Annotated in this window: 21 protein-coding genes; 9 read left to right on the top strand and 12 right to left on the bottom strand. The window is 70.4% G+C overall.

Translation table 11 applies throughout. From position 1 onward, the window contains the following. Nucleotides 1–208 precede the first annotated feature (208 nt). A complete protein-coding gene (locus E1267_RS19030; RefSeq protein WP_132333914.1) occupies nt 209–751 on the top strand; it encodes a type 1 glutamine amidotransferase domain-containing protein in 543 nt (180 codons plus the stop codon). 160 nt (nt 752–911) lie between these two features. Further along, nucleotides 912–2444 (top strand): amino acid permease, encoded by a 1533-nt coding sequence (locus E1267_RS19025; RefSeq protein ID WP_132333913.1) that lies wholly within the window; start codon nt 912–914, stop codon nt 2442–2444. 13 nt (nt 2445–2457) lie between these two features. On the opposite strand, the gene lipB is transcribed toward E1267_RS19025, so the two are convergent. Together lipB and E1267_RS19015 are read right to left on the bottom strand one after the other, a co-directional pair. After that, the gene (gene lipB, locus E1267_RS19020; protein ID WP_132333912.1) at nt 2458–3093 is read right to left on the bottom strand and encodes a lipoyl(octanoyl) transferase LipB; all 636 of its coding nucleotides are present in this window, start codon (nt 3091–3093) and stop codon (nt 2458–2460) included. 106 nt (nt 3094–3199) lie between these two features. Further along, nucleotides 3200–3382: a GntR family transcriptional regulator gene (locus E1267_RS19015; RefSeq protein ID WP_132333911.1), complete on the bottom strand. Its 183-nt coding sequence runs from the start codon at nt 3380–3382 to the stop codon at nt 3200–3202. A gap of 253 nt (nt 3383–3635) precedes the next feature. On the opposite strand from E1267_RS19015, the gene E1267_RS19010 reads away from it, so the two are divergent. Both E1267_RS19010 and E1267_RS19005 read left to right on the top strand, forming a co-directional pair. After that, a complete protein-coding gene (locus tag E1267_RS19010; protein WP_171055566.1) occupies nt 3636–4184 on the top strand; it encodes an RNA polymerase sigma factor in 549 nt (182 codons plus the stop codon). Further along, on the top strand, nt 4181–4750 hold the full coding sequence (locus E1267_RS19005) for a hypothetical protein (protein ID WP_132333910.1): 570 nt from the start codon (nt 4181–4183) through the stop codon (nt 4748–4750). Before E1267_RS19010 ends, E1267_RS19005 begins: the two co-directional genes overlap by 4 nt. A 156-nt stretch (nt 4751–4906) precedes the next feature. On the opposite strand, the gene E1267_RS19000 is transcribed toward E1267_RS19005, so the two are convergent. From E1267_RS19000 to E1267_RS18965, 8 genes are all read right to left on the bottom strand, one after another. Next, nucleotides 4907–5098 carry a PspC domain-containing protein gene (locus tag E1267_RS19000; RefSeq protein WP_132333909.1) on the bottom strand — a complete coding sequence of 64 codons (192 nt, stop codon included), beginning with the start codon at nt 5096–5098 and terminating at the stop codon, nt 4907–4909. Nucleotides 5099–5160: 62 nt separating this feature from the next. Further along, nucleotides 5161–5667 (bottom strand): HAD domain-containing protein, encoded by a 507-nt coding sequence (locus E1267_RS18995; RefSeq protein ID WP_246064006.1) that lies wholly within the window; start codon nt 5665–5667, stop codon nt 5161–5163. A 161-nt stretch (nt 5668–5828) separates the two neighbouring features. Further along, nucleotides 5829–6590, bottom strand: a complete 762-nt coding sequence (locus E1267_RS18990) for an ABC transporter ATP-binding protein (protein WP_132333908.1) — start codon at nt 6588–6590, stop codon at nt 5829–5831. Continuing rightward, the gene (locus tag E1267_RS18985) at nt 6591–7535 is read right to left on the bottom strand and encodes an ABC transporter ATP-binding protein (RefSeq protein WP_246064004.1); all 945 of its coding nucleotides are present in this window, start codon (nt 7533–7535) and stop codon (nt 6591–6593) included. Next, nucleotides 7532–8374, bottom strand: a complete 843-nt coding sequence (locus tag E1267_RS18980; protein WP_132333907.1) for an ABC transporter permease — start codon at nt 8372–8374, stop codon at nt 7532–7534. Before E1267_RS18980 ends, E1267_RS18985 begins: the two co-directional genes overlap by 4 nt. Further along, the gene (locus tag E1267_RS18975) at nt 8371–9288 is read right to left on the bottom strand and encodes an ABC transporter permease (RefSeq protein WP_220449568.1); all 918 of its coding nucleotides are present in this window, start codon (nt 9286–9288) and stop codon (nt 8371–8373) included. The genes E1267_RS18980 and E1267_RS18975 overlap by 4 nt, the downstream gene beginning before the upstream one ends. A 4-nt stretch (nt 9289–9292) precedes the next feature. Further along, nucleotides 9293–10900: an ABC transporter substrate-binding protein gene (locus E1267_RS18970; protein ID WP_132333906.1), complete on the bottom strand. Its 1608-nt coding sequence runs from the start codon at nt 10898–10900 to the stop codon at nt 9293–9295. Next, nucleotides 10897–12030 (bottom strand): C45 family autoproteolytic acyltransferase/hydrolase, encoded by a 1134-nt coding sequence (locus E1267_RS18965; protein ID WP_132333905.1) that lies wholly within the window; start codon nt 12028–12030, stop codon nt 10897–10899. The genes E1267_RS18970 and E1267_RS18965 overlap by 4 nt, the downstream gene beginning before the upstream one ends. Nucleotides 12031–12142: 112 nt before the next feature. Between E1267_RS18965 and E1267_RS18960 the strand changes: the two genes are divergently transcribed. Together E1267_RS18960 and E1267_RS18955 are read left to right on the top strand one after the other, a co-directional pair. Next, nucleotides 12143–13024 carry a MurR/RpiR family transcriptional regulator gene (locus E1267_RS18960; protein WP_220449567.1) on the top strand — a complete coding sequence of 294 codons (882 nt, stop codon included), beginning with the start codon at nt 12143–12145 and terminating at the stop codon, nt 13022–13024. Between the two features lie 39 nt (nt 13025–13063). After that, entirely contained in the window at nt 13064–13894 is an 831-nt protein-coding gene (locus tag E1267_RS18955; protein ID WP_132333903.1) for an undecaprenyl-diphosphate phosphatase, read from the top strand. Here E1267_RS18955 and E1267_RS44435 read toward each other — a convergent pair. Then, on the bottom strand, nt 13863–14351 hold the full coding sequence (locus E1267_RS44435) for a hypothetical protein (RefSeq protein WP_165959680.1): 489 nt from the start codon (nt 14349–14351) through the stop codon (nt 13863–13865). The two genes, E1267_RS18955 and E1267_RS44435, sit on opposite strands and share 32 nt — an antisense overlap. 55 nt (nt 14352–14406) lie before the next feature. Between E1267_RS44435 and E1267_RS18945 the strand changes: the two genes are divergently transcribed. After that, nucleotides 14407–15027 (top strand): TetR/AcrR family transcriptional regulator, encoded by a 621-nt coding sequence (locus tag E1267_RS18945; RefSeq protein WP_165959679.1) that lies wholly within the window; start codon nt 14407–14409, stop codon nt 15025–15027. Here the strand turns inward: E1267_RS18945 and E1267_RS18940 are convergent. Continuing rightward, entirely contained in the window at nt 14970–16127 is a 1158-nt protein-coding gene (locus tag E1267_RS18940; protein WP_165959678.1) for an MFS transporter, read from the bottom strand. The two genes, E1267_RS18945 and E1267_RS18940, sit on opposite strands and share 58 nt — an antisense overlap. A gap of 91 nt (nt 16128–16218) precedes the next feature. Here E1267_RS18940 and E1267_RS18935 point away from each other — a divergent pair, with 91 nt between their 5' ends. Both E1267_RS18935 and E1267_RS18930 read left to right on the top strand, forming a co-directional pair. Further along, complete coding sequence (locus E1267_RS18935) at nt 16219–16569, top strand: ArsR/SmtB family transcription factor (RefSeq protein WP_132333899.1); 351 nt, start codon at nt 16219–16221, stop codon at nt 16567–16569. 10 nt (nt 16570–16579) lie between these two features. Beyond that, nucleotides 16580–17520, top strand: a 941-nt coding sequence (locus tag E1267_RS18930; protein ID WP_281283658.1) for a helicase-related protein, incomplete at its 3' end; no start/stop codon positions are given.

The following is a 17520-nucleotide window of genomic DNA, read 5'->3' as shown; positions in this document are numbered from 1 at the left end:
TCCTGTGTAGAGAAAGGCACACCATACGAAGACCGCGTGTCAACGCATGGCGGAAAATTGTTTCATCTTCGTTTCATTCAACGGTGTAAATTTTCAACCGGCTCCGCACACCCGTGACCTGGCTTGTCACCCCCTTCGCGTAAAGGCGCATACATCCGAACCCCTCGGATAGGGGACGCGAAGCAGCCGAAACGAAGGGGGAGATCGCATGATGCAGGGTAAGACCATCGCGTTCCTCGTCGCTCCCGAAGGAGTCGAGCAGGTCGAGCTCACCGAGCCGTGGAAGGCGGTCAAGCAGGCGGGCGGCACGCCCAGGCTGATCTCCACCGCGCCCGGCCAGATCCAGGCGTTCAACCACCTGGACAAGGCCGACACGTTCGCCGTGGACGACACGGTCGACAACGTCGACGTGGGCTCCTTCGACGGCCTGCTGCTTCCCGGCGGCGTGGCGAACCCCGACTTCCTGCGTACGGTGCCGCAGGCCGTGCAGTTCGCCCGGTCGTTCTTCGACTCGGGCAAGCCGGTGGCGGCGATCTGCCACGCGCCGTGGACCCTGGTCGAGGCGGACGTCGTACGCGGCCGCACGCTGACGTCCTGGCCGAGTCTGCAGACGGACCTGCGCAACGCCGGTGCCACGTGGGTGGACCAGGAGGTCATGGTGTGCGCCGACGGGCCGAACACGCTGGTCACCAGCCGCAAGCCGGATGACCTGAAGGCCTTCTGCCAGGCCGCGACCGACGCGTTCGGGTAGCAGGCGCGAAGCCGCCGCGGAGGGAGGGCGCCGAGCCGGCGCCCTCCCTCCGGCGTGAAGCGAGCAGATCGAAACCATGCCGTAACGCCTTGTCCCCTGGAGAGAAATGGTCTAGACGTAGACCAAATGGAGCGTCCTCCGTGCCCCCAGGGAGACCTCAGTGACCACTGAAGAGGATTCCAGGCGACTCGCCGAGCTCGGCTACAAGCAGGAGCTGGCCCGCACCTGGAGCGGATTCTCGAACTTCGCCATCTCGTTCTCGATCATCTCCATTCTCGCCGGCTGCTTCACCACTTTCGGACAGGCCTGGAACAACGGCGGCCCCATCGCCATCTCCTGGGGCTGGCCGCTGATCTCCGCCTTCATCCTGATCATCGGCTTCTGCATGTCGGAGCTGGTCTCCGCGTATCCGACGGCGGGCGGCATCTACTGGTGGGCCGCCAAGCTGGGCAGGCCGATCCACGGCTGGTTCACCGGGTGGCTCAACCTGATCGGCCTCATCGCCGTCACCGCCTCCGTCGACTACGGCTGCGCGACGTTCCTCAACATCACCATCAACCGGCTGACCGGCGGAGCGTGGGAGGGCACACTCCCGCAGGCGTTCCTGCTGTTCGTGATCGTCCTCGCGCTGCACGCCCTCATCAACATCTACAGCCACCGGCTGATCTCGCTGCTGCAGAACGTCTCGGTCTGGTGGCACGTCGCCGGCGCCGCGATCATCGTCGGCATCCTGATCTTCGCGCCCGACGACCACCAGTCGCTCGGCTTCGTCTTCGGCGGCACGAACGACAACTCCGGCTTCGGCACCGGCTCGGAAGGACTGCCCTTCTGGCTGTACGTGCTGCCGCTCGGCTTCCTGCTCACCCAGTACACGATCACCGGTTTCGACGCCTGCGCCCACGTGTCGGAGGAGACGCAGGGCGCGGCCAGGAGCGCGGCCCGCGGGCTGTGGCAGTCGATCTTCTACTCGGCCATCGGCGGGTGGATCCTGCTGCTGTCGTTCCTGTTCGCCGCGACGAACGTGGACGCGCTCAACGAGCAGGGCGGCTTCGTCGGCGCCATCTTCGAGACGGCCCTGTCGTCCCCGCTGGCCACCGCGATCTTCGCGATCTCCACCATCGGCCAGTTCTTCTGCGGGATGAGCTGCGTGACGTCGATGTCGCGGATGACGTACGCGTTCGCGCGTGACGGCGCGATCCCCGGCTGGCGGCTGTGGTCGCGGATCGACCGCAACCGCACCCCCGTCAACGCCATCCTCGGCGGCTGCGTCACCGCCGCCCTCATCACCCTGCCCGCCCTCTACGCCCCTCCCGGCCTGACCACACCGGTCGCGTTCTACGCGGTCGTCTCGATCGCCGTCATCGGGCTCTACCTGGCCTTCCTCATCCCGATCTGGCTGCGCCTGCGCATGGGCGACGCCTTCACCCCCGGCCCGTGGACGCTCGGCGGGAAGTACAAGGCGTTGTGCTGGATCGCCTGCGTCGAGATCGCCGTCGTCTCGATCTACTTCATCATGCCGTTCTCGCCCGAGGGCGTGCCCGGCAACCCGGACTTCACGTGGACGTCGGTCAACTACGCGCCGATCGCGGTGGGGGTGGTGCTGGTCGGCATCGCGCTGTGGTGGGTGTTGTCGGCCCGCCACTGGTTCACGGGCCCCCGCCGCACGGTCGACGACGAGGTCCCCGCCCCCTGACGAGGCGCCCTGGTCAGGAGGCTTCGAAGGCGGTGGCCACGGCCGCGCGGACGTCGGCCATCGAGGCCTCGCCCAGTTCCCGCTTGAGCGAGGTCATGTCCACGTCGGGCATGCCGCAGGCGATCGCCCAGTTCCACGGCGACAGGTCGCCCTCGACGTTGAGCGCGAACCCGTGGCTGGTGACGCCCCGGCTCTGCCGCATCCCGATCGAGATGATCTTTCGTCCGGTGTCGGCGGTCCAGACGCCGGTGAGCAACTCGGAGCCGGGCGGCGTGTCACGGCGCTCGGCCGGCAGGCCCAGCTTGCCCAGCGCCTCCACCAGCCGCAGCTCCACCTCGCGGACGTAGTCGACGATGCCCTGGTCGTCGTCGAGCTTGACGACCAGGTAGCCGACGAGCTGCCCCGGCCCGTGGTAGGTGAGCTGCCCGCCCCGCCCGGTCTCGACCACGGGGATGCCGCGCGTCGGGTCGGGCAGGTGGTCGAGCGGGGTGCGGCGGCCGACCGTGTAGACGGAGGGGTGGCTCAGCAGCCAGAGCGTGTCCGGTCGTTCGTCCCGCTGGCGCTGCCCGACCAGGTCGGTCATGCGCTCCATAGCCATGTCGTAGTCGACGAGCTCATCCTCGATGAGCGTCAGCGGCCTTGCCCTCATGACTTCGAGGATATGCCGGGTCTCGAACGGGAAGTACACCGCCTTCCCGGCCCCTGTCCATGACCTGATCCAAGCACACAGGCCACCACTCGGGCCCATGCGGGGCTCAGGACTCGATGATCGGCCTCTCCGCCAGGAACAACCCCCGGCCCGGCGCGGTGATCAGAAGACCTTCCGCCTTGAGCACGTCGAGCGCCTTCTTCACGGTGTTCCGCGACAGACCGGTCACCTCTTCCAGTTCCGTCTGGGACGGCACCTTCCGGCCAGGCTGGAACTCGCCGGACTTGATCCGGGCCGGCCTGGGTACGCAAGACCGACCGGCTGGAGGCCGGTTCGCTGGTGTGGGAAACCCCTTTAGGAAAGGTTGGTAACGTTGAGGTGCTTCGGACGAAGCTCCTCAACGGCCAGGCAGGTAGCGCCGTCGTCGCGCCCAAGGTCGCAGCCCTGCGGGACACCCATCCGTACCGGCAACGTCCAGCCTTGTAACCCTTCGGCCACTTCTCACCAAGCAGGGGTGTCAATCGACGAAGGGAGCATGGCCGGTGCGTCGCAAACAGCCGAAGATCGCCACGGATCCTGTGGCTTTCGAGGCCTTCTACCGGCGACATGTCGATGCCGTCACCCGCTTTCTCGCCCGCCGCGTCGACGACCCGCACACGGTCGCGGACCTGGTGGCGGAGGTGTTCATCGCGGTGCTCGACTCGGCCCACACCTACCGGGCCGACCTGGGCACGGAGATCGCATGGTTGTACGGCGTGGCCCGCAACACGATCTCAGCCGAGCGACGGCGGGTTTACCGGCAACACCAGTTATCGGACCGGATGAACGGCCGCCGGCAACTGGCCGCCGACGACGTCGCCAGGCTCGAAGAGCGCATCGACGCGGAGCGTGACGCCAGGAAGGCCTTCGCGGCCATGGAGGAACTGCCGGAGGGGGAGCGCGCCATGCTGGAGCTGGTCGCCATCGACCAGCTCACGGTCACGGAGGCGGCGCACGCCCTCGGCATCCGCCAGGGCGCCGCCAAGGTACGCCTGCATCGCGCCCGCCAGACGCTACGCAACCTGTCCTTCGTCATGGATGGAGCACGATGAACTTCGAGGAGCAGTTGCTGATGGATCTGAAGACCGAGATCGCGGCCCGCGCCGACCGGCGTCGTCGCCTCACCCGCACGCGGTCCGTGCTGGGAGTGGCCGGAATGGCCGCCGTGGCCGCCATCGCCGTACCCCTGCTGACCGGCACCGGGACGCCCGCGTACGCCGTGAGCACGAACACCGACGGCACGATCAGCGTCGAGATCAACGAGTTCAGGGACGCCGACAAGCTGGAGGGCGACCTTAAGGAGGCCGGCGTCCAGGCCGACGTCAGCTACGTGCCGATCGCCAAGCAGTGCGAGCCGGGCCGCGGAGAAGTGGTCGGCGGGGAGCCGAGCACCCTCGAGGAGTTCCGCGACTCCATGGGCTACAAGGCCGCCCGCGTTCGGACCGGAGGGGTGGACATCGACCCTCGGTACGTCGGCCAGGGCCAGACCCTGGTGATGGAGTTCGCCGAGAACAAGGAGAGCGCGGAGGGCGGGGTCATCACCTCCCGGTTCAAGGCACTGGTGATGACCGGACCGGTCGAGCCCTGCACCCTCGTCGACTGGGACGTCACGCGGTAACGGGCACGCGTTAAGGGAACTGCGTCAAAGGGACGGCCGAGGTGTCCGGCCGCCGCAGGGCCGCCGCCCGGCTTCGAGGTCTCGAAGCCGGGCGTGCGGCGTGCCACGAGGGCGCGGGGCCCACCGTCGAGGCAGTCGGCCGGCGCGGCCTGAGCCTTATGCCGGACGGTAGCCCTTCGGCTCCTCCGGGATGAGGATCCACATCGCCACGTAGACCACCCAGAGCGGCCCCGGGATGAGCGAGAGCAGCAGCCAGAGGATCCGGACGAGGGTGGGAGGAAGGCCCATCTTGTCGGCGAGACCGCCGCAGACGCCGGCCAGAATCCTGTGCTCTCTTGAGCGGTACATGCTGTGCCTCCGTGTGGTTACGACCTACCCGTACAACGACCGAACGGTCCGGCGGACTCCCGTCAGGGACCCTGAGAAAACCCTGTAAGGGTGAGCCACTCTTCCGCCATGCCCAGATGTCGCCTGGTCAGGCCACGCATCGGGTCCACATGGATGAGCAGGAAGTCGTCCAGTCCCCGACGCACCCTGAGATAGTTCTCGTCCTCTGCCCACACCTGGTCGTCGAACCACACGAACGGCCGCCGCCCGGCGTAGGCGGCCACGTGCGGGGTCTTGAACATCTCGCCGTGCTCGCTCGGGGGTTGCGGCGGTAGCGGGATGACCGGCAGGGAGGGCAGGCCGATCCTGGGCGCGATCCACTCGTTGGCGTACTGCTCCCACGTCGTCGCCCAGACCAGCTCCGACCCGGTGGCGATGGCCAGGTCGAGCAGCCCGCGGCCGTGCATGGGGTTGAGGTGCACGGTGTAGACCTCACCGCCGATCGTGCACCGGTAACGCCGGTAGTCGCGCGTCGGCCTGCCCATCGGGTTGAGCACGCCGTCGACGTCGAGCAACAGCAGCGGCTTCACGACGGGGTTCCACCCCCGACGCGCGGCGGCCAGGGCGGAGCGGGAACCCGGCGGAACCGGCGGGCACGCGGGCCGTCGAGAAGCGCCGCGAGCTGGTCCATGGGTGAGACGATCGCATAGGGGGTTGCGCATCTCAACCGCGGCCAGCCGTACGGACGCCGTCAGCGCACGACCTTGGCCGGGTCCCAGCCCGGCCGGGGCACCGAGTCGAGCAGCAGCCTGGTGTAGGGGTGCTCGGGCTCGGCCAGCACCCGCGCGACCGGCCCCTGCTCGACCACCACCCCCCGGTGCAGCACGAGCGTGTCGTCGCAGAGGTGCCGCACCACGGCCAGGTCGTGGCTGACGAACAGCAGGGCGACGCCCGAGTCGCGGCGCACCTGGGCGAGGAGTTCGAGGATCTGCGCCTGGATCGACACGTCGAGCGCGGCCACCGCCTCGTCCAGCACCAGCACCGACGGCTCGACGGCCAGGGCTCTGGCGATGGCCAGGCGCTGGCGCTGCCCGCCACTGAGCTGGTGGGGCCGTGCCCCGGCCTCGCGGGCGCCCAGCCCGACCTGGTCGAGCAGCTCGCCGGCGCGTGAGCGGTCCTTGCCGTGCAACCTGAGCGCGGTACGCAGGCACTCGCCCGCGGTGAGCCGGGGGTCGAGGGAGACGTACGGGTCCTGGAACACCATCTGGATCTCGCGGGCCCTGCGCAACCTGGCGGCCCGTCCGCGTTCCCTGTCGGTGCGTTCCCTGCCGTCGACGGCGATCGTGCCCGAGTCGGGGGTGACGAGGCCGACGAGCATGCGGGCGATCGTGGTCTTGCCCGATCCCGACTCCCCCACCAGGCCGAGCGAGCCGCCGGAGGCCAGCTCGAAGGAGACGTCGGCGGCGGCCACCGCGCCGTCGTACGACTTGCACAGAGCATGTACGGCGAGCATTCAGGCCTCCACCAGGCGGCAGGCGGCCGAGCCGCCGGACACGGTCACGGGCCGCGGCCGCCACTCCTCGCAGGCGCCGGTGGCGTGCGGGCACCGGGGCGCGAAGGGGCAGCCGGTGAACGTGTCGTCCAGCGAGGGCGGCCTGCCGGGGATGGGACGGATCGGGCGGGGGTCGTCGAGTTCGGGCGTGCAGGCCAGCAGCCCCGCGGTGTAGGGATGGCGCGGGTCGTCGAACAGTTCCTTGGCGGGCCGCGACTCGACGATCGTGCCCGCGTACAACACGTTCACGCGGTCGCAGAAGGCGGCGGCCAGGTGCAGGTCGTGGGTGATGAACACCATGCCGAGCTCCCGTTCGGCCTGTACGCGGCGCAGCAGCGCGAGCGTCTCGGCCTGGGTGGTGACGTCGAGCGCGCTGGTCGCCTCGTCGGCGAGGAGCAGCGCCGGGTCGGCGGCCAGCGCGGCGGCGATGACCACGCGCTGCAACATGCCGCCCGACAGCTCGTGCGGGTACTGCCGCATGTGCCGCTCGGGTTCGCGCAGGCCGACCGCGGCCAGCAGTTCCAGCGCCCGCGCGCGGGCCTCGGCCTTGGGCCGGCCGAGTGTGAGCACCATGCGCTCGGTGAGGAAGTCGCCGACCCTGCGGACCGGGTTGAGCGACGAGCGCGGGTCCTGGTAGATCATCGACACCTGGCCGGCGCGCAGGTCGCGCAGCGCGTCCGGGCCCATCGTGAGCACGTCGTCGCCGGAGACCAGCACCCGCCCCGACACCGTCGCGTGCTGCGGCAGCAGGCGCAGCACGGCGCGGGCGAGGGTGGACTTGCCGGAGCCCGACTCGCCGACCAGGCCGACGATCTCGCCCCTGCCGACGGTGAGCGAGACGTCGGCGAGGATCGGCCGCCGCCCGCCCGCCTCGATCGTCAGCCCTTCCACGGAAAGCAGCATCATGCGCCCCTCACGCCCATGCGGTCGGCGAGGCGCACGCCGATCACGTTGAACGACACGACCACGAGCGCGATGGCCGCGCCCGGCACCAGCACCGGCAGGAACGCCCCCTGCACGATCGCCGGCTGCCCCTCCTTGACCATCAGCCCCCAGTCGGAGGACGGCGGCTGCGCCCCGAACCCGAGGAAGCTCAGCGTGGCCAGGCTCATCAGCCCCTCCCCGAACAGCACGACCAGGTAGCCGACGATCGCGCGCGCCATGTTGGGCACCAGGTGCCGCACGCAGATGGCGAACCCGCCCATGCCCTGCACCCGGTAGGCGTCGATGTACGGCTTGGCGCACTCGCCCAGCGCGACGCTCCTGGTGTAGCGGGCGATCGTCGGCGTGTAGGCCAGCCCGAGCGCGACGATGGCCGTGGTCATCCCGTTGCCGAACACGGCCACGATCAGCACGACGAACAGCAGCCCGGGGAAGGCGTACATGACGTCGGTCAGCCGGGCGACGACGGTGTCCACCCAGCCGCGGTGCCAGGCGGCCAGCGTGCCGAGCGCGACGCCGAGGACCGAGGCGATGGCGAGCAGCAGCAGCGGGCCGACGAGCGAGGTGCGGGCGCCGTACAGGACTCTGGTGAGCAGGTCGCGGCCGGACTGGTCGGCGCCGAGCGGATGCCCCGGCGACATGGGGGCGAGCGTGGCGGAGAAGTCGACCGCGTCCGGTTCGTACGGCGCCACGACCGGCGCGAGCAGGGCCGCCGCGACGACCAGCCCGAGGAAGCCGGAGGCCAGCCAGTAGCCGAGGGGCCGCGCCGGCCTGGGCGAGAGGGTGGAGACGACGGTGGTCATGCCGGCCTCCTCACCCGGGGGTCGATGAGCGGCTGCAGCAGCTCGACGAGCGTGGTCACCACGATGTACGCGACGACCATGAACAACATCACCGCCTGGGTCACGGGGAAGTCGTGCGTGTTGATGGCCTTGACCAGCAGCGAGCCGATCCCGTTCAGGCTGAACGCGGTCTCGACGACCACGGTGCCCGCCAGCATGCCTGCGGTGACCAGCCCGCACATGGTGACGATCGGGCCGAGCGCGCCTCGGAAGACGTGCCTGGTGACGATCAGCCGCTCGGCCAGGCCGGAGGCGCGGGCCACGGTCACGTGGTCGAGCTCGCGCTGCTCGATCATGGCCTGCCTGGTCACCCGGCTGATGATGGCCAGCGCGCCGAGCGCGAGCGTCACGGCGGGCAGGGTCAGGTGCCACAACGACCCGCCGCCCATCACGGGGAACCAGCCGAGCTGCACGCCGAACAGGGAGATCAGCACGGCGGCTGTGACGAACGACGGCACCGAGGTGGCCAGTGTGGTGCCGGCTACGACGGCGGAGTCGGTGCGGCCGCCGCGGACCGCCGCCAGCGCCCCGAGGGCGACGCCGAACACCACGAACAACACCGCCGCGTACGCCACCAGCCCGAGCGTGCTCGGCAGCCGCGCCATCATCAGGTCGAAGACCTGGTCGTTGTACTGCATCGAGCGCCCGAGGTCGCCGGTCACGGCGTCGCCGAGCCAGCGCGCGTACTGCACGAGGAACGGGTCGTCCAGGTGGTACTGGGCACGGATGGCGGCCAGGTATTCGGGGGTCAGGTTCTCCTTGCCGCCCGCCAGGAACGTGACCGGGTCTCCGGGGGCCGCGTACGACGCCCCGAAGATCACGAACGAGGTGGCGAGCAGCGTGGCGACCAGCCCGGCCAGCTTGCGGACCGCCACGGCGTCAGCCCTTGGCCCCGAGGTCGGCCGCCCACGGGTAGCTCATGTGGACCTGCGAGGCGGGCGGTCCTGTGACCTTGCCGCCGAGCACGACCGCGTTGGGCACCTCGACCAGCGAGATCCACACCATGTCGGCGGTGAAGCGGCGCTGCAGCTCGATGACGTCCTTGGCGCGGGCCGCGTCGTCGGTGGTCTCCAGAGCCCTCGCCACGAGCTCGTCGTACTCGGGCGAGCTGAACTTGACCCAGTTGTTCGCCGAGCCTGTCAGCCCGTTGTCGTAGAAGCCGATCGGGTCGGACTTGGTGATGTACCAGTCGTCGGGCACGAGATCGACCTGGGCGCGCAGCGACTTGTCGGTGTAGAAGCTGCCGAACTCGGACGCGGGCACGGTCTTGATCTGGGCGCTGAGCCCGATCTTCTTGGCCGCGTCGACCACCGCGTTGGCGATGACCGTACGGGCCTGCTCGCCGTTGGTGGCCACGACGATCGGCTCCTTGGGCGAGCCCGCCTCCTGCACGAGCTTCTTGGCCGCGTCGAGGTCGGGCGTCTCGGGGGCGCCCTGGAGCTGGTCGTAGGCGGCCTGGAACGCCTCCTTCTCGTACGACCAGGCGCCGGCCCCGACCGGCACCTTCCACGGCCTGGCCAGCCCGGAGAAGCCCGACTTGGCGATGCCCGCGCGGTCGACGGCCAGCGACAGCGCCCGGCGGATCTTCGGGTCCTTCATCACGCCGCGGTCGGTGGGCAGCAGCACGTACACCCGCGTGGTGGCCCCGTAGGAGACGCTGACCGCCTGGTTGTCCTGCAGCGCGACCGCGGGCCCCGTGTCGGACAGGTAGGCCCCCTGCGCCTCACCGGTGACGAGGCTGTTGACCAGCGCCGTGTCCTCGGCCCACCTGAAGGTGATGCTCTTGGTGAGCGGCTTGACGTCCTTCTTCCAGTACGCGTCGTGGCGGGTGATCGTGAGGTGGCTGCCCGACTTCCACTCCTCCACCTCGTACGGCCCGCTGCAGGCGTCCTCGTGGCCCGGCGTGCCGAACTCCTTGCCCTGCTTCTCGACGACCTCCTTGTTCAGCACGATGCCCGCGCCGCCCGCGATGGCCTGCGCGAACAACGAGTTGGGCTTCTTGAACGCGATCGTGACCTCGTGGTCGTCGGTCTTGGTGATCGACTCGACGTCCTCGAACTCGTCGGACTCGTCCATGCCGTCGCCGGCGTGCCGCTTGAGGCTCCACACGACGTCGTCGGCGGTGACCGGCGAGCCGTCGTGGAACGTGGCGTCCTGGCGCAGGGTGAGCACCATGGTCTTGGGGTCGGGCAGGTCGGCCTTCTCGGCCAGCCACGGTTTGACGGTCATGTCGGGCTGGGTCTGCATGAGGCGTTCGCAGACGTTCGCCATGATCGTACGGTTGTTGGTGCCGCCGTCGGTGTCGAGGTCGAGGGTGCCCGGTTCCTCGTCGACCAGCCAGACGGCGGAGTCGAGCGGGCCTGCCGCCTTGTCCGTGCGGTCGACCAGGGTGAGCTTGGCGGGGTCGGGCGCCTTGGTGGTCGCTGCGGGCCCGCCGCAGGCCGCGGTGAGACCGATGAGCCCAAGCAGGGCGAGCGTCTTCTTCACGGGGTCACTTCTCCATGCGGTCCGTCGTAGAGGTTCCAGGGCACGCGCTCGTACTCGTGGTCGCAGGGCGTGCCCGCCGCGATCAGGTAGTCGCCCGTGGTGAGGTCGACGCAGCTCGACAGCAGGGTCGCCCACCGTTTGACGGCGGGCTGGGCGGGGTCGGGGTGGGTGCAGAGGGACTCGGGATAGCCGAGGTGGTCGGACATGGCGAGCCTGATGCGCTTGCGTGCCTCGTCGGTGCCCGACGCCTCGGCCACGGCCCGCAGCCCGCCCTCGGCTCTCGGCACCCGGAACAGCGAGTCTGCCGAGCCGGGCCGGTAGGAGCCGGCCAGTTGGGGCGGCACGAACGCCTGGTAGTGGTTGCCGTGGACGAGCAGGCCGTCACTCGGGTACATCCAGCCGACCGCTCCCGGCGTGGTCTCCAGGTCGATCGCGAAGCCTTCGCGGTGGGTGACGAGCGCGTTGCTGGCGATGTGGGCCCGCGACTTGGTCAGCGCCTCCAGTGCGGTGTTGAGGTTGTCGCTGTCGAGCACCCTGCGCCTGATCAGCGTCTGCGGCACGCCCACCGAGTCGTCGAAGCGCCCGCCCAGCCCGTTGGCGTTGAGCGCGATGCCCGCCGAGTTGGCCCCCTGCCGCCCGACCTGCCCCGCCTCCACGTGCATGATCACCGTGGGCTTGCCCGGCTGGACCACCCTGAGCACCATCAGCGTGCCGGACACCCCGTCGCGCCAGTCCCAGTTCTGGCCCGCGTAGACGTGGCCGTCGCCGGCGGCTTCCCCCATCAGCGCGAACGACGTGCACCCGTCGGGCTCCATGGAGCTGAACGTGGTGTCGTAGATGATCTCGCCGCGCGCGTTGAGCGCCAGCACGTCGAGGAAGTCCACCCCGGCGCCCTCGGCTATGCCCTCCATCTCCTCGACCAGGTCGGGCGCGAACGCCTTGGCAGGCTCCACCCACCGGGCCGCGCGCTGCACGACCTGCTCCCAGGTCAGGCCGCTGGAGTGCCCGAACGCCTCCGCGTAGTAGGTCAGCGCACGCTGGACGCGGTCACGGGCCTGCTCGCCGTACTGGCGTCCCCGCTCGCGCGGAGCGCCGGAGATCTCGACGAGGGGCAGGGAAGTGAGGCTCAATGGTGCTCCTTGGACCGACCGGGCCTGTAACGTTCATTTCAGGAGGCGGCGAGTCTGTAGCGGTCGTTTCCAAGAGAGAGTAATGAACGCTACAGGGGAGTCAATAGCCGTAATGGAAAATACACACGGCCCGGTCGAGCAGCTCAGGGCCAAGGTCAGGCAGTTGTGGGACGAGCTGTCGCCGGCCGAGCGGGCGGTGTGCCAGTTCCTCGTCTCCGCCACGCCTGAGCAGATCCTGTTCGCCAGCGCGCAGGAGCTCGGCGCCGCGACCGGCACCAGCAACGCCACCGTCGTGCGCACGATGCAGCGGCTCGGCTTCGGCGGGCTGCCGGGGCTGAAACGTGCGCTGGCGGCCGAGTTCACCTCCGCGGTGGCTCCCGACGTACGCCTCAAGCAGCGCATCAGCCACGTCGGGCAGGACCTGTCGGGCATCTGGGAACGGGTCTTCGACGAGGCCCGCGAGCGCATCGACCACTGCCGGCGGCTGTTCGACGAAGAGCCGTTCAAGAAGGCGGTCGAGCTGCTGGTCAACGCGCCGGGCGTGCTCGTCTTCGGCACCGGCGCCTCCGATCCCGCCGCCCGCCACCTCGCGCTCAAGCTGGGCCGTCGCGGCCACCGCGCCCGCGCCACCTCGGCGACCGGCTTCGCGCTGGCCGACGACCTGCTCGCGCTGGGCCACGGCGACGTGCTGGTCATCTTCCAGCCGGGCCGCCGGCTGAAGGAGATCACCGTGCTGATCGACCGGGCCCACGCGGTGGGCGCGGGCGTCGTCCTCATCTCCGACGAGCTCGGGGGCGAGTTCGCCGACCGTGTGGACGCCGCGCTCGCCGCGCCGCACACGCCCACGGGCATCACCGGCGAGCCTCTGACCGGCATCATCCTCGGCGACGCGCTGCTGCTGGCGCTCGACTCCCTCGACCAGACCCGCTCGGTCGAGCACTCCCACCAGCTGAGCGCAATACGCGAGCAACTGCTCGGCCCCCGTTTCCGCTAACCTCACCTCGTCACTCCCGCTGTCTCGGAAGGTTTCGTCGTGATCGGCTGGCTAGAAGCGGTGGTGCTGGGGCTGCTCCAGGGGCTCACGGAGTTCCTGCCGATCTCCTCCAGCGCCCACATCCGTGTGGTCTCCGCTTTCGCCGGCTGGCAGGACCCCGGAGCGGCGTTCACCGCGGTCATCCAGCTCGGCACGGAGACCGCCGTGCTGATCTATTTCCGCCAGGAGATCTGGGAGATCGTCTCCACCTGGACCCGCTCCCTGTTCGTCAAGGAACTGCGCGGCCACTGGGCGGCCCGCATGGGGTGGTACATCATCGCCGGCTCGCTGCCCATCGGCATCCTCGGCCTGCTGCTGAAAGACCAGATCGAGACGGTCTTCCGCGACCTGCGGCTGGTCGGCACCACGCTCATCGTCTTCGCCTGCATCCTGTGGCTGGCCGACCGCACGGCACGCAACAAGCTCACGCTGGAGAAGCACCTGAGCCTGCCCCACGCCCTCGTCTACGGCTGCGCCCAAGCGCTCGCCCTGATCCCCGGCGTGTCCCGCTCCGGCGGCACCGTCACCGCGGGCCTGCTGCTCGACTACCGCCGCGAGGACGCCGCGAAATATTCGTTCCTGCTGGCGATCCCCGCCGTCCTGGCCTCCGGCCTGTACGAACTGCGCGAGATCGGCGAGGGTCCCGCGCCCGCGTGGGGCCCCACCATCCTGGCCACGGTCATCTCGTTCGTCGTGGGCTATCTGGCGGTGGCCTGGTTCCTCAGGTACATCAGCACCCACCGCTTCACCCCGTTCGTGATCTACCGGATCATCCTGGGGTTCTTCGTCATCCTGGCGGTCACGCTGGGCTGGATCCCGGCGAACGGCTGAAGGTGCGGGGGAAGCGGCTGCACAGGGCGAAGACGGCGGCGAACAACGTCCAGGCGGCGACGTACGCGACCGGGTGGGCCCAGGCGTCGCCGAGGAGGTCGGCCAGCGCGGTGCGGCCCTCGAAATAGCAGGCCAGTCCGCCGATCGCCCCCGGGATCGCGCCCCACCAGCGCGGCCACCACACCTCGTTGGAGACCACCCCGTAGATGACGACGGCGATCGGGCCGCCGAGCACGAACCTCGTCCCCGGCGGGTCCGACATCAGCGCGGCGATCACCATGACCGCCACCGCCGTACCGGCCGTCAGCAGGACGAGGGCGCCGAAGGGCGCGGGCTCGTCGCGCGGATCGACGTCGGGCGGCTCGTCGGCGCTGAGATCGTCGGGTCGATCGACGTCGCGCGGCGGAGGGCCGTCGGCGGGGACGTGCTCTTCGCGGGAGTCTTTGTCGTCAGGCACGGCGACCATTCTGGCCGAAACCGGCCGCGAGCGGCGGCCCTGGTTGAATGGCGTCATGGCGGGAGAACGGGGCAGGCGTCCGGGCAACCCGCGGACCAGGGAGCTGATCCTGTCGAAGGCGATCACGTCGTTCGTGTCCAGGGGCTACCCGGGCACGACGATCAGGGGCGTGGCCCGCGAGGCGGCCGTCGACCCCGCGCTGGTGATGCACTTCTTCGGCAGCAAGGACGGCCTGTTCGACGCGGCGGTCAAGAAGAGCCTGCCGGTGGCGCTGCTGGTCGAGGCCGTCGAGGGCGACGAGGAGCACCTCGCCGAGCGGCTCGTCACGCGCTACCTCCACCTGTGGGAGGACCCGTCGTACGGCCCCACGTTCGCGGCCGTGCTGCACGCGGCGGCGGCCACCCCCGCCGCGGCCGACCTGCTGAAGGACCTGATGCGCAAGGAACTGCTGACCCCGCTCGCCGGAAGCCTGTCACGCGACCATCCAGAGATCCGCGGGCTGTTCGCGGCCTCGCAGATGATCGGCGTGGCGATGATGCGCTACGTCCTCAAGGTCGACCCGCTCGCCTCGATGCCCGTCCACCTGGTGGCGCGCACGGTGACGCCGGGCATCCAGCGCTACCTGACGGGCGCGCTCTCCCTGGAGGAGATCGCGGGGGCCGCCTCGGGCCGATAGGTGACCAGCGTGAACAGCAGGGCCGCCAGCCCCAGCCCGGTGGACAACACGATCACGCCCGTCCTGCCCCACCCGCCGAGTGCCGCGCCGCCCGCCAGGCCGGCCACGAACAAGCCGAGATACTGCGCCGACGACAGCAGGCCCAGCCCGACGGAGACGTTGTCCGGCACCGCGGCGACGGTCCTGAACTGCTGGGCGGGCGCGAGCAGCCAGCCGAGCGCGCTCCACAGGAACGCCCACACCAGCGCGACGGGCAGCGCCAGGTTCGCGACGGGGATCAGGGCCAGGAACACGGTGCCCGCGACCAGGGCGATCATGATCATGCGGCGTGGGCCGTACACGTCGGTGAACCGCCCGCCGAGCTGGTTGCCGACGACGGCGCCGAGCCCCCATGCCCACAACACGGCCGCCGGCGGCAGGTCGAACAGCGACCCGAGGTAGGTGTAGGCGGCGAAGCTCGCGGCGAACATCAGCACGTGCGTGCCCAGCACCGCCAGCACCCGCCGGTCGCCCAGCGGCACGAACCGGTCCTTCAGCCGCCCTGAGATCGGGATGGTGACGTCGGGCACCAGCGCGGCCACCCCGGCGAACCCGGCGACTCCGAGCCCGGTGACCAGCCAGAGCGTGGCCCGCCAGCTCGCGGCGTCGCCCAGCCAGGTGCCGAGCGGCACGCCGATCGCGGACGCCAGGCTCATCCCGCCGATCACCAGCGCCAGCGCACGGCCGCGACGCTCGGGAGCGCTCAGCGCGCTCGCCACGGCCGACGCGGTGGGCGTGAACATGGCGGCGCCGGCTGCGGCGAGCACCCGGGTGGCCATGACCAGCGGGTACGTCGGCGCCAGCGCGGTCAGCGCGTTGCCCAGCACGAACACGCCCATCCCCGTCAGCAGCAACGTCCTGCGGGGCATGCGCGCGGTCACGGCGGCGAGCGGGGGCGACAACACCGCGTACGTCAGCGCGAACACGGTCATGAGCTGACCGGCCGCCGCCGGGGAGACGTCGAGGTCGGTCGAGATGGGCGGCAACAGGCCGGCCGTGACGAACATGCCCGTACCGATCGCGAAATTTCCGGCAGCCAGCGGGTAGAGCCGTGTGCTCAAAAGACGACCCTCCAGAGGAACAGTTGGACGCACATCAAACTGTCGCATTGTTTGGTGGTTGTCAAACAATGCGACAGGGTACGATGGCTCCATGCGTCTGCTCCCGCACCCGGCGACGGAGGACATCGAGCTCACCGAGGTCCTGCGGGCGCTCGCCGACCCGATCCGGCTGAAGATCGTCGCCCGGCTGGCCACGGTGGGCGAGATGACGTGCGGAGAGGCCACCGACCACCTCGGCGTGCACAAGTCGACGGCCTCACACCACCACCGGGCGCTCAGGGAGGCCGGAGTCGTCTACACCAAGCAGGAAGGGCGGCTGAAATACATCAGCCTGCGCCGCTACGACCTCGACGCCCGCTTCCCCGGCCTGCTCGACTCCGTCATCACCGCGTCCGGCGACCACCGGGCCGTCGCCGCGTCCGGTGAGCGCGGCCGGGATTGACCCGCTCGCCATGACCCGGCCTGACCTGCCCATCCGTCACGTCCTGCCCGAACTGCTCGGCACGCTCGACCGGCACGGCACCGCCGTGCTCACCGCCCCGCCCGGCACCGGCAAGACGACGGTCGTGCCCTTGGCCCTGGCCGAGGCCGGGATGCGGGTGCTGGTGGCCGAACCGCGGCGCCTGGCCGTACGCGCGGCCGCCCGCCGCATGGGCGTGAACTACACGATCCGCGGCGAACGCCGAACGGGAGCGAACCCCCTGGTCGAGGTCGTCACCACCGGCGTGCTCCTCCAGCGCCTCCAGCGGGACCAGGAACTGCCCGGCGTGGACGCGGTCATGCTCGACGAGTGCCACGAGCGCCACCTGGACGCCGACACCGCGCTCGCGTTCCTCCTCGACGTACGCGACACGCTCCGGCCCGACCTGCGGTTGCTGGCCACGTCCGCCACCGCCGACGCGGGGCCGTGGTCGCGGCTGCTGGGCGGGCCCGTCGTCGCGGCCACCGGCGCCACGCACCCGGTCGAGACGGTGTGGGCGCCGCCGCCGGGCCCGGTCGCCCCGCCGCACGGCCTGCGCGTCGATCCCGCGCTGCTGTCCCACGTGGCCGCGACGGTGCGGCGGGCGCTCGCGGAGCGGGACGGCGACGTCCTGTGCTTCCTGCCCGGCGTGGGCGAGATCGCGAGGGTCGCGGGGCTGCTGGCGGGTGCCGGCGTGGAGGTGTCGCAGGTCCACGGCCAGGCTCCGGCCCGGGTCCAGGACGCCGTGTTGTCGCCCGGCGCGGCCCGCAGGGTGGTGCTGGCCACGTCGGTCGCCGAGTCGAGCCTGACCGTCCCCGGCGTCCGGGTGGTGGTCGACTCGGGGCTGGCCCGCGAACCACGCACCGACCACGCCCGCGGCCTCGGCGCGCTCACCACGGTCAGGGTGTCGAAGGCGTCGGCGGACCAGCGGGC

It is taken from the genome of Nonomuraea longispora (assembly GCF_004348345.1).
Lineage (GTDB): Bacteria > Actinomycetota > Actinomycetes > Streptosporangiales > Streptosporangiaceae > Nonomuraea > Nonomuraea longispora.
This window is presented reverse-complemented; position numbering and strand designations above follow the sequence as displayed.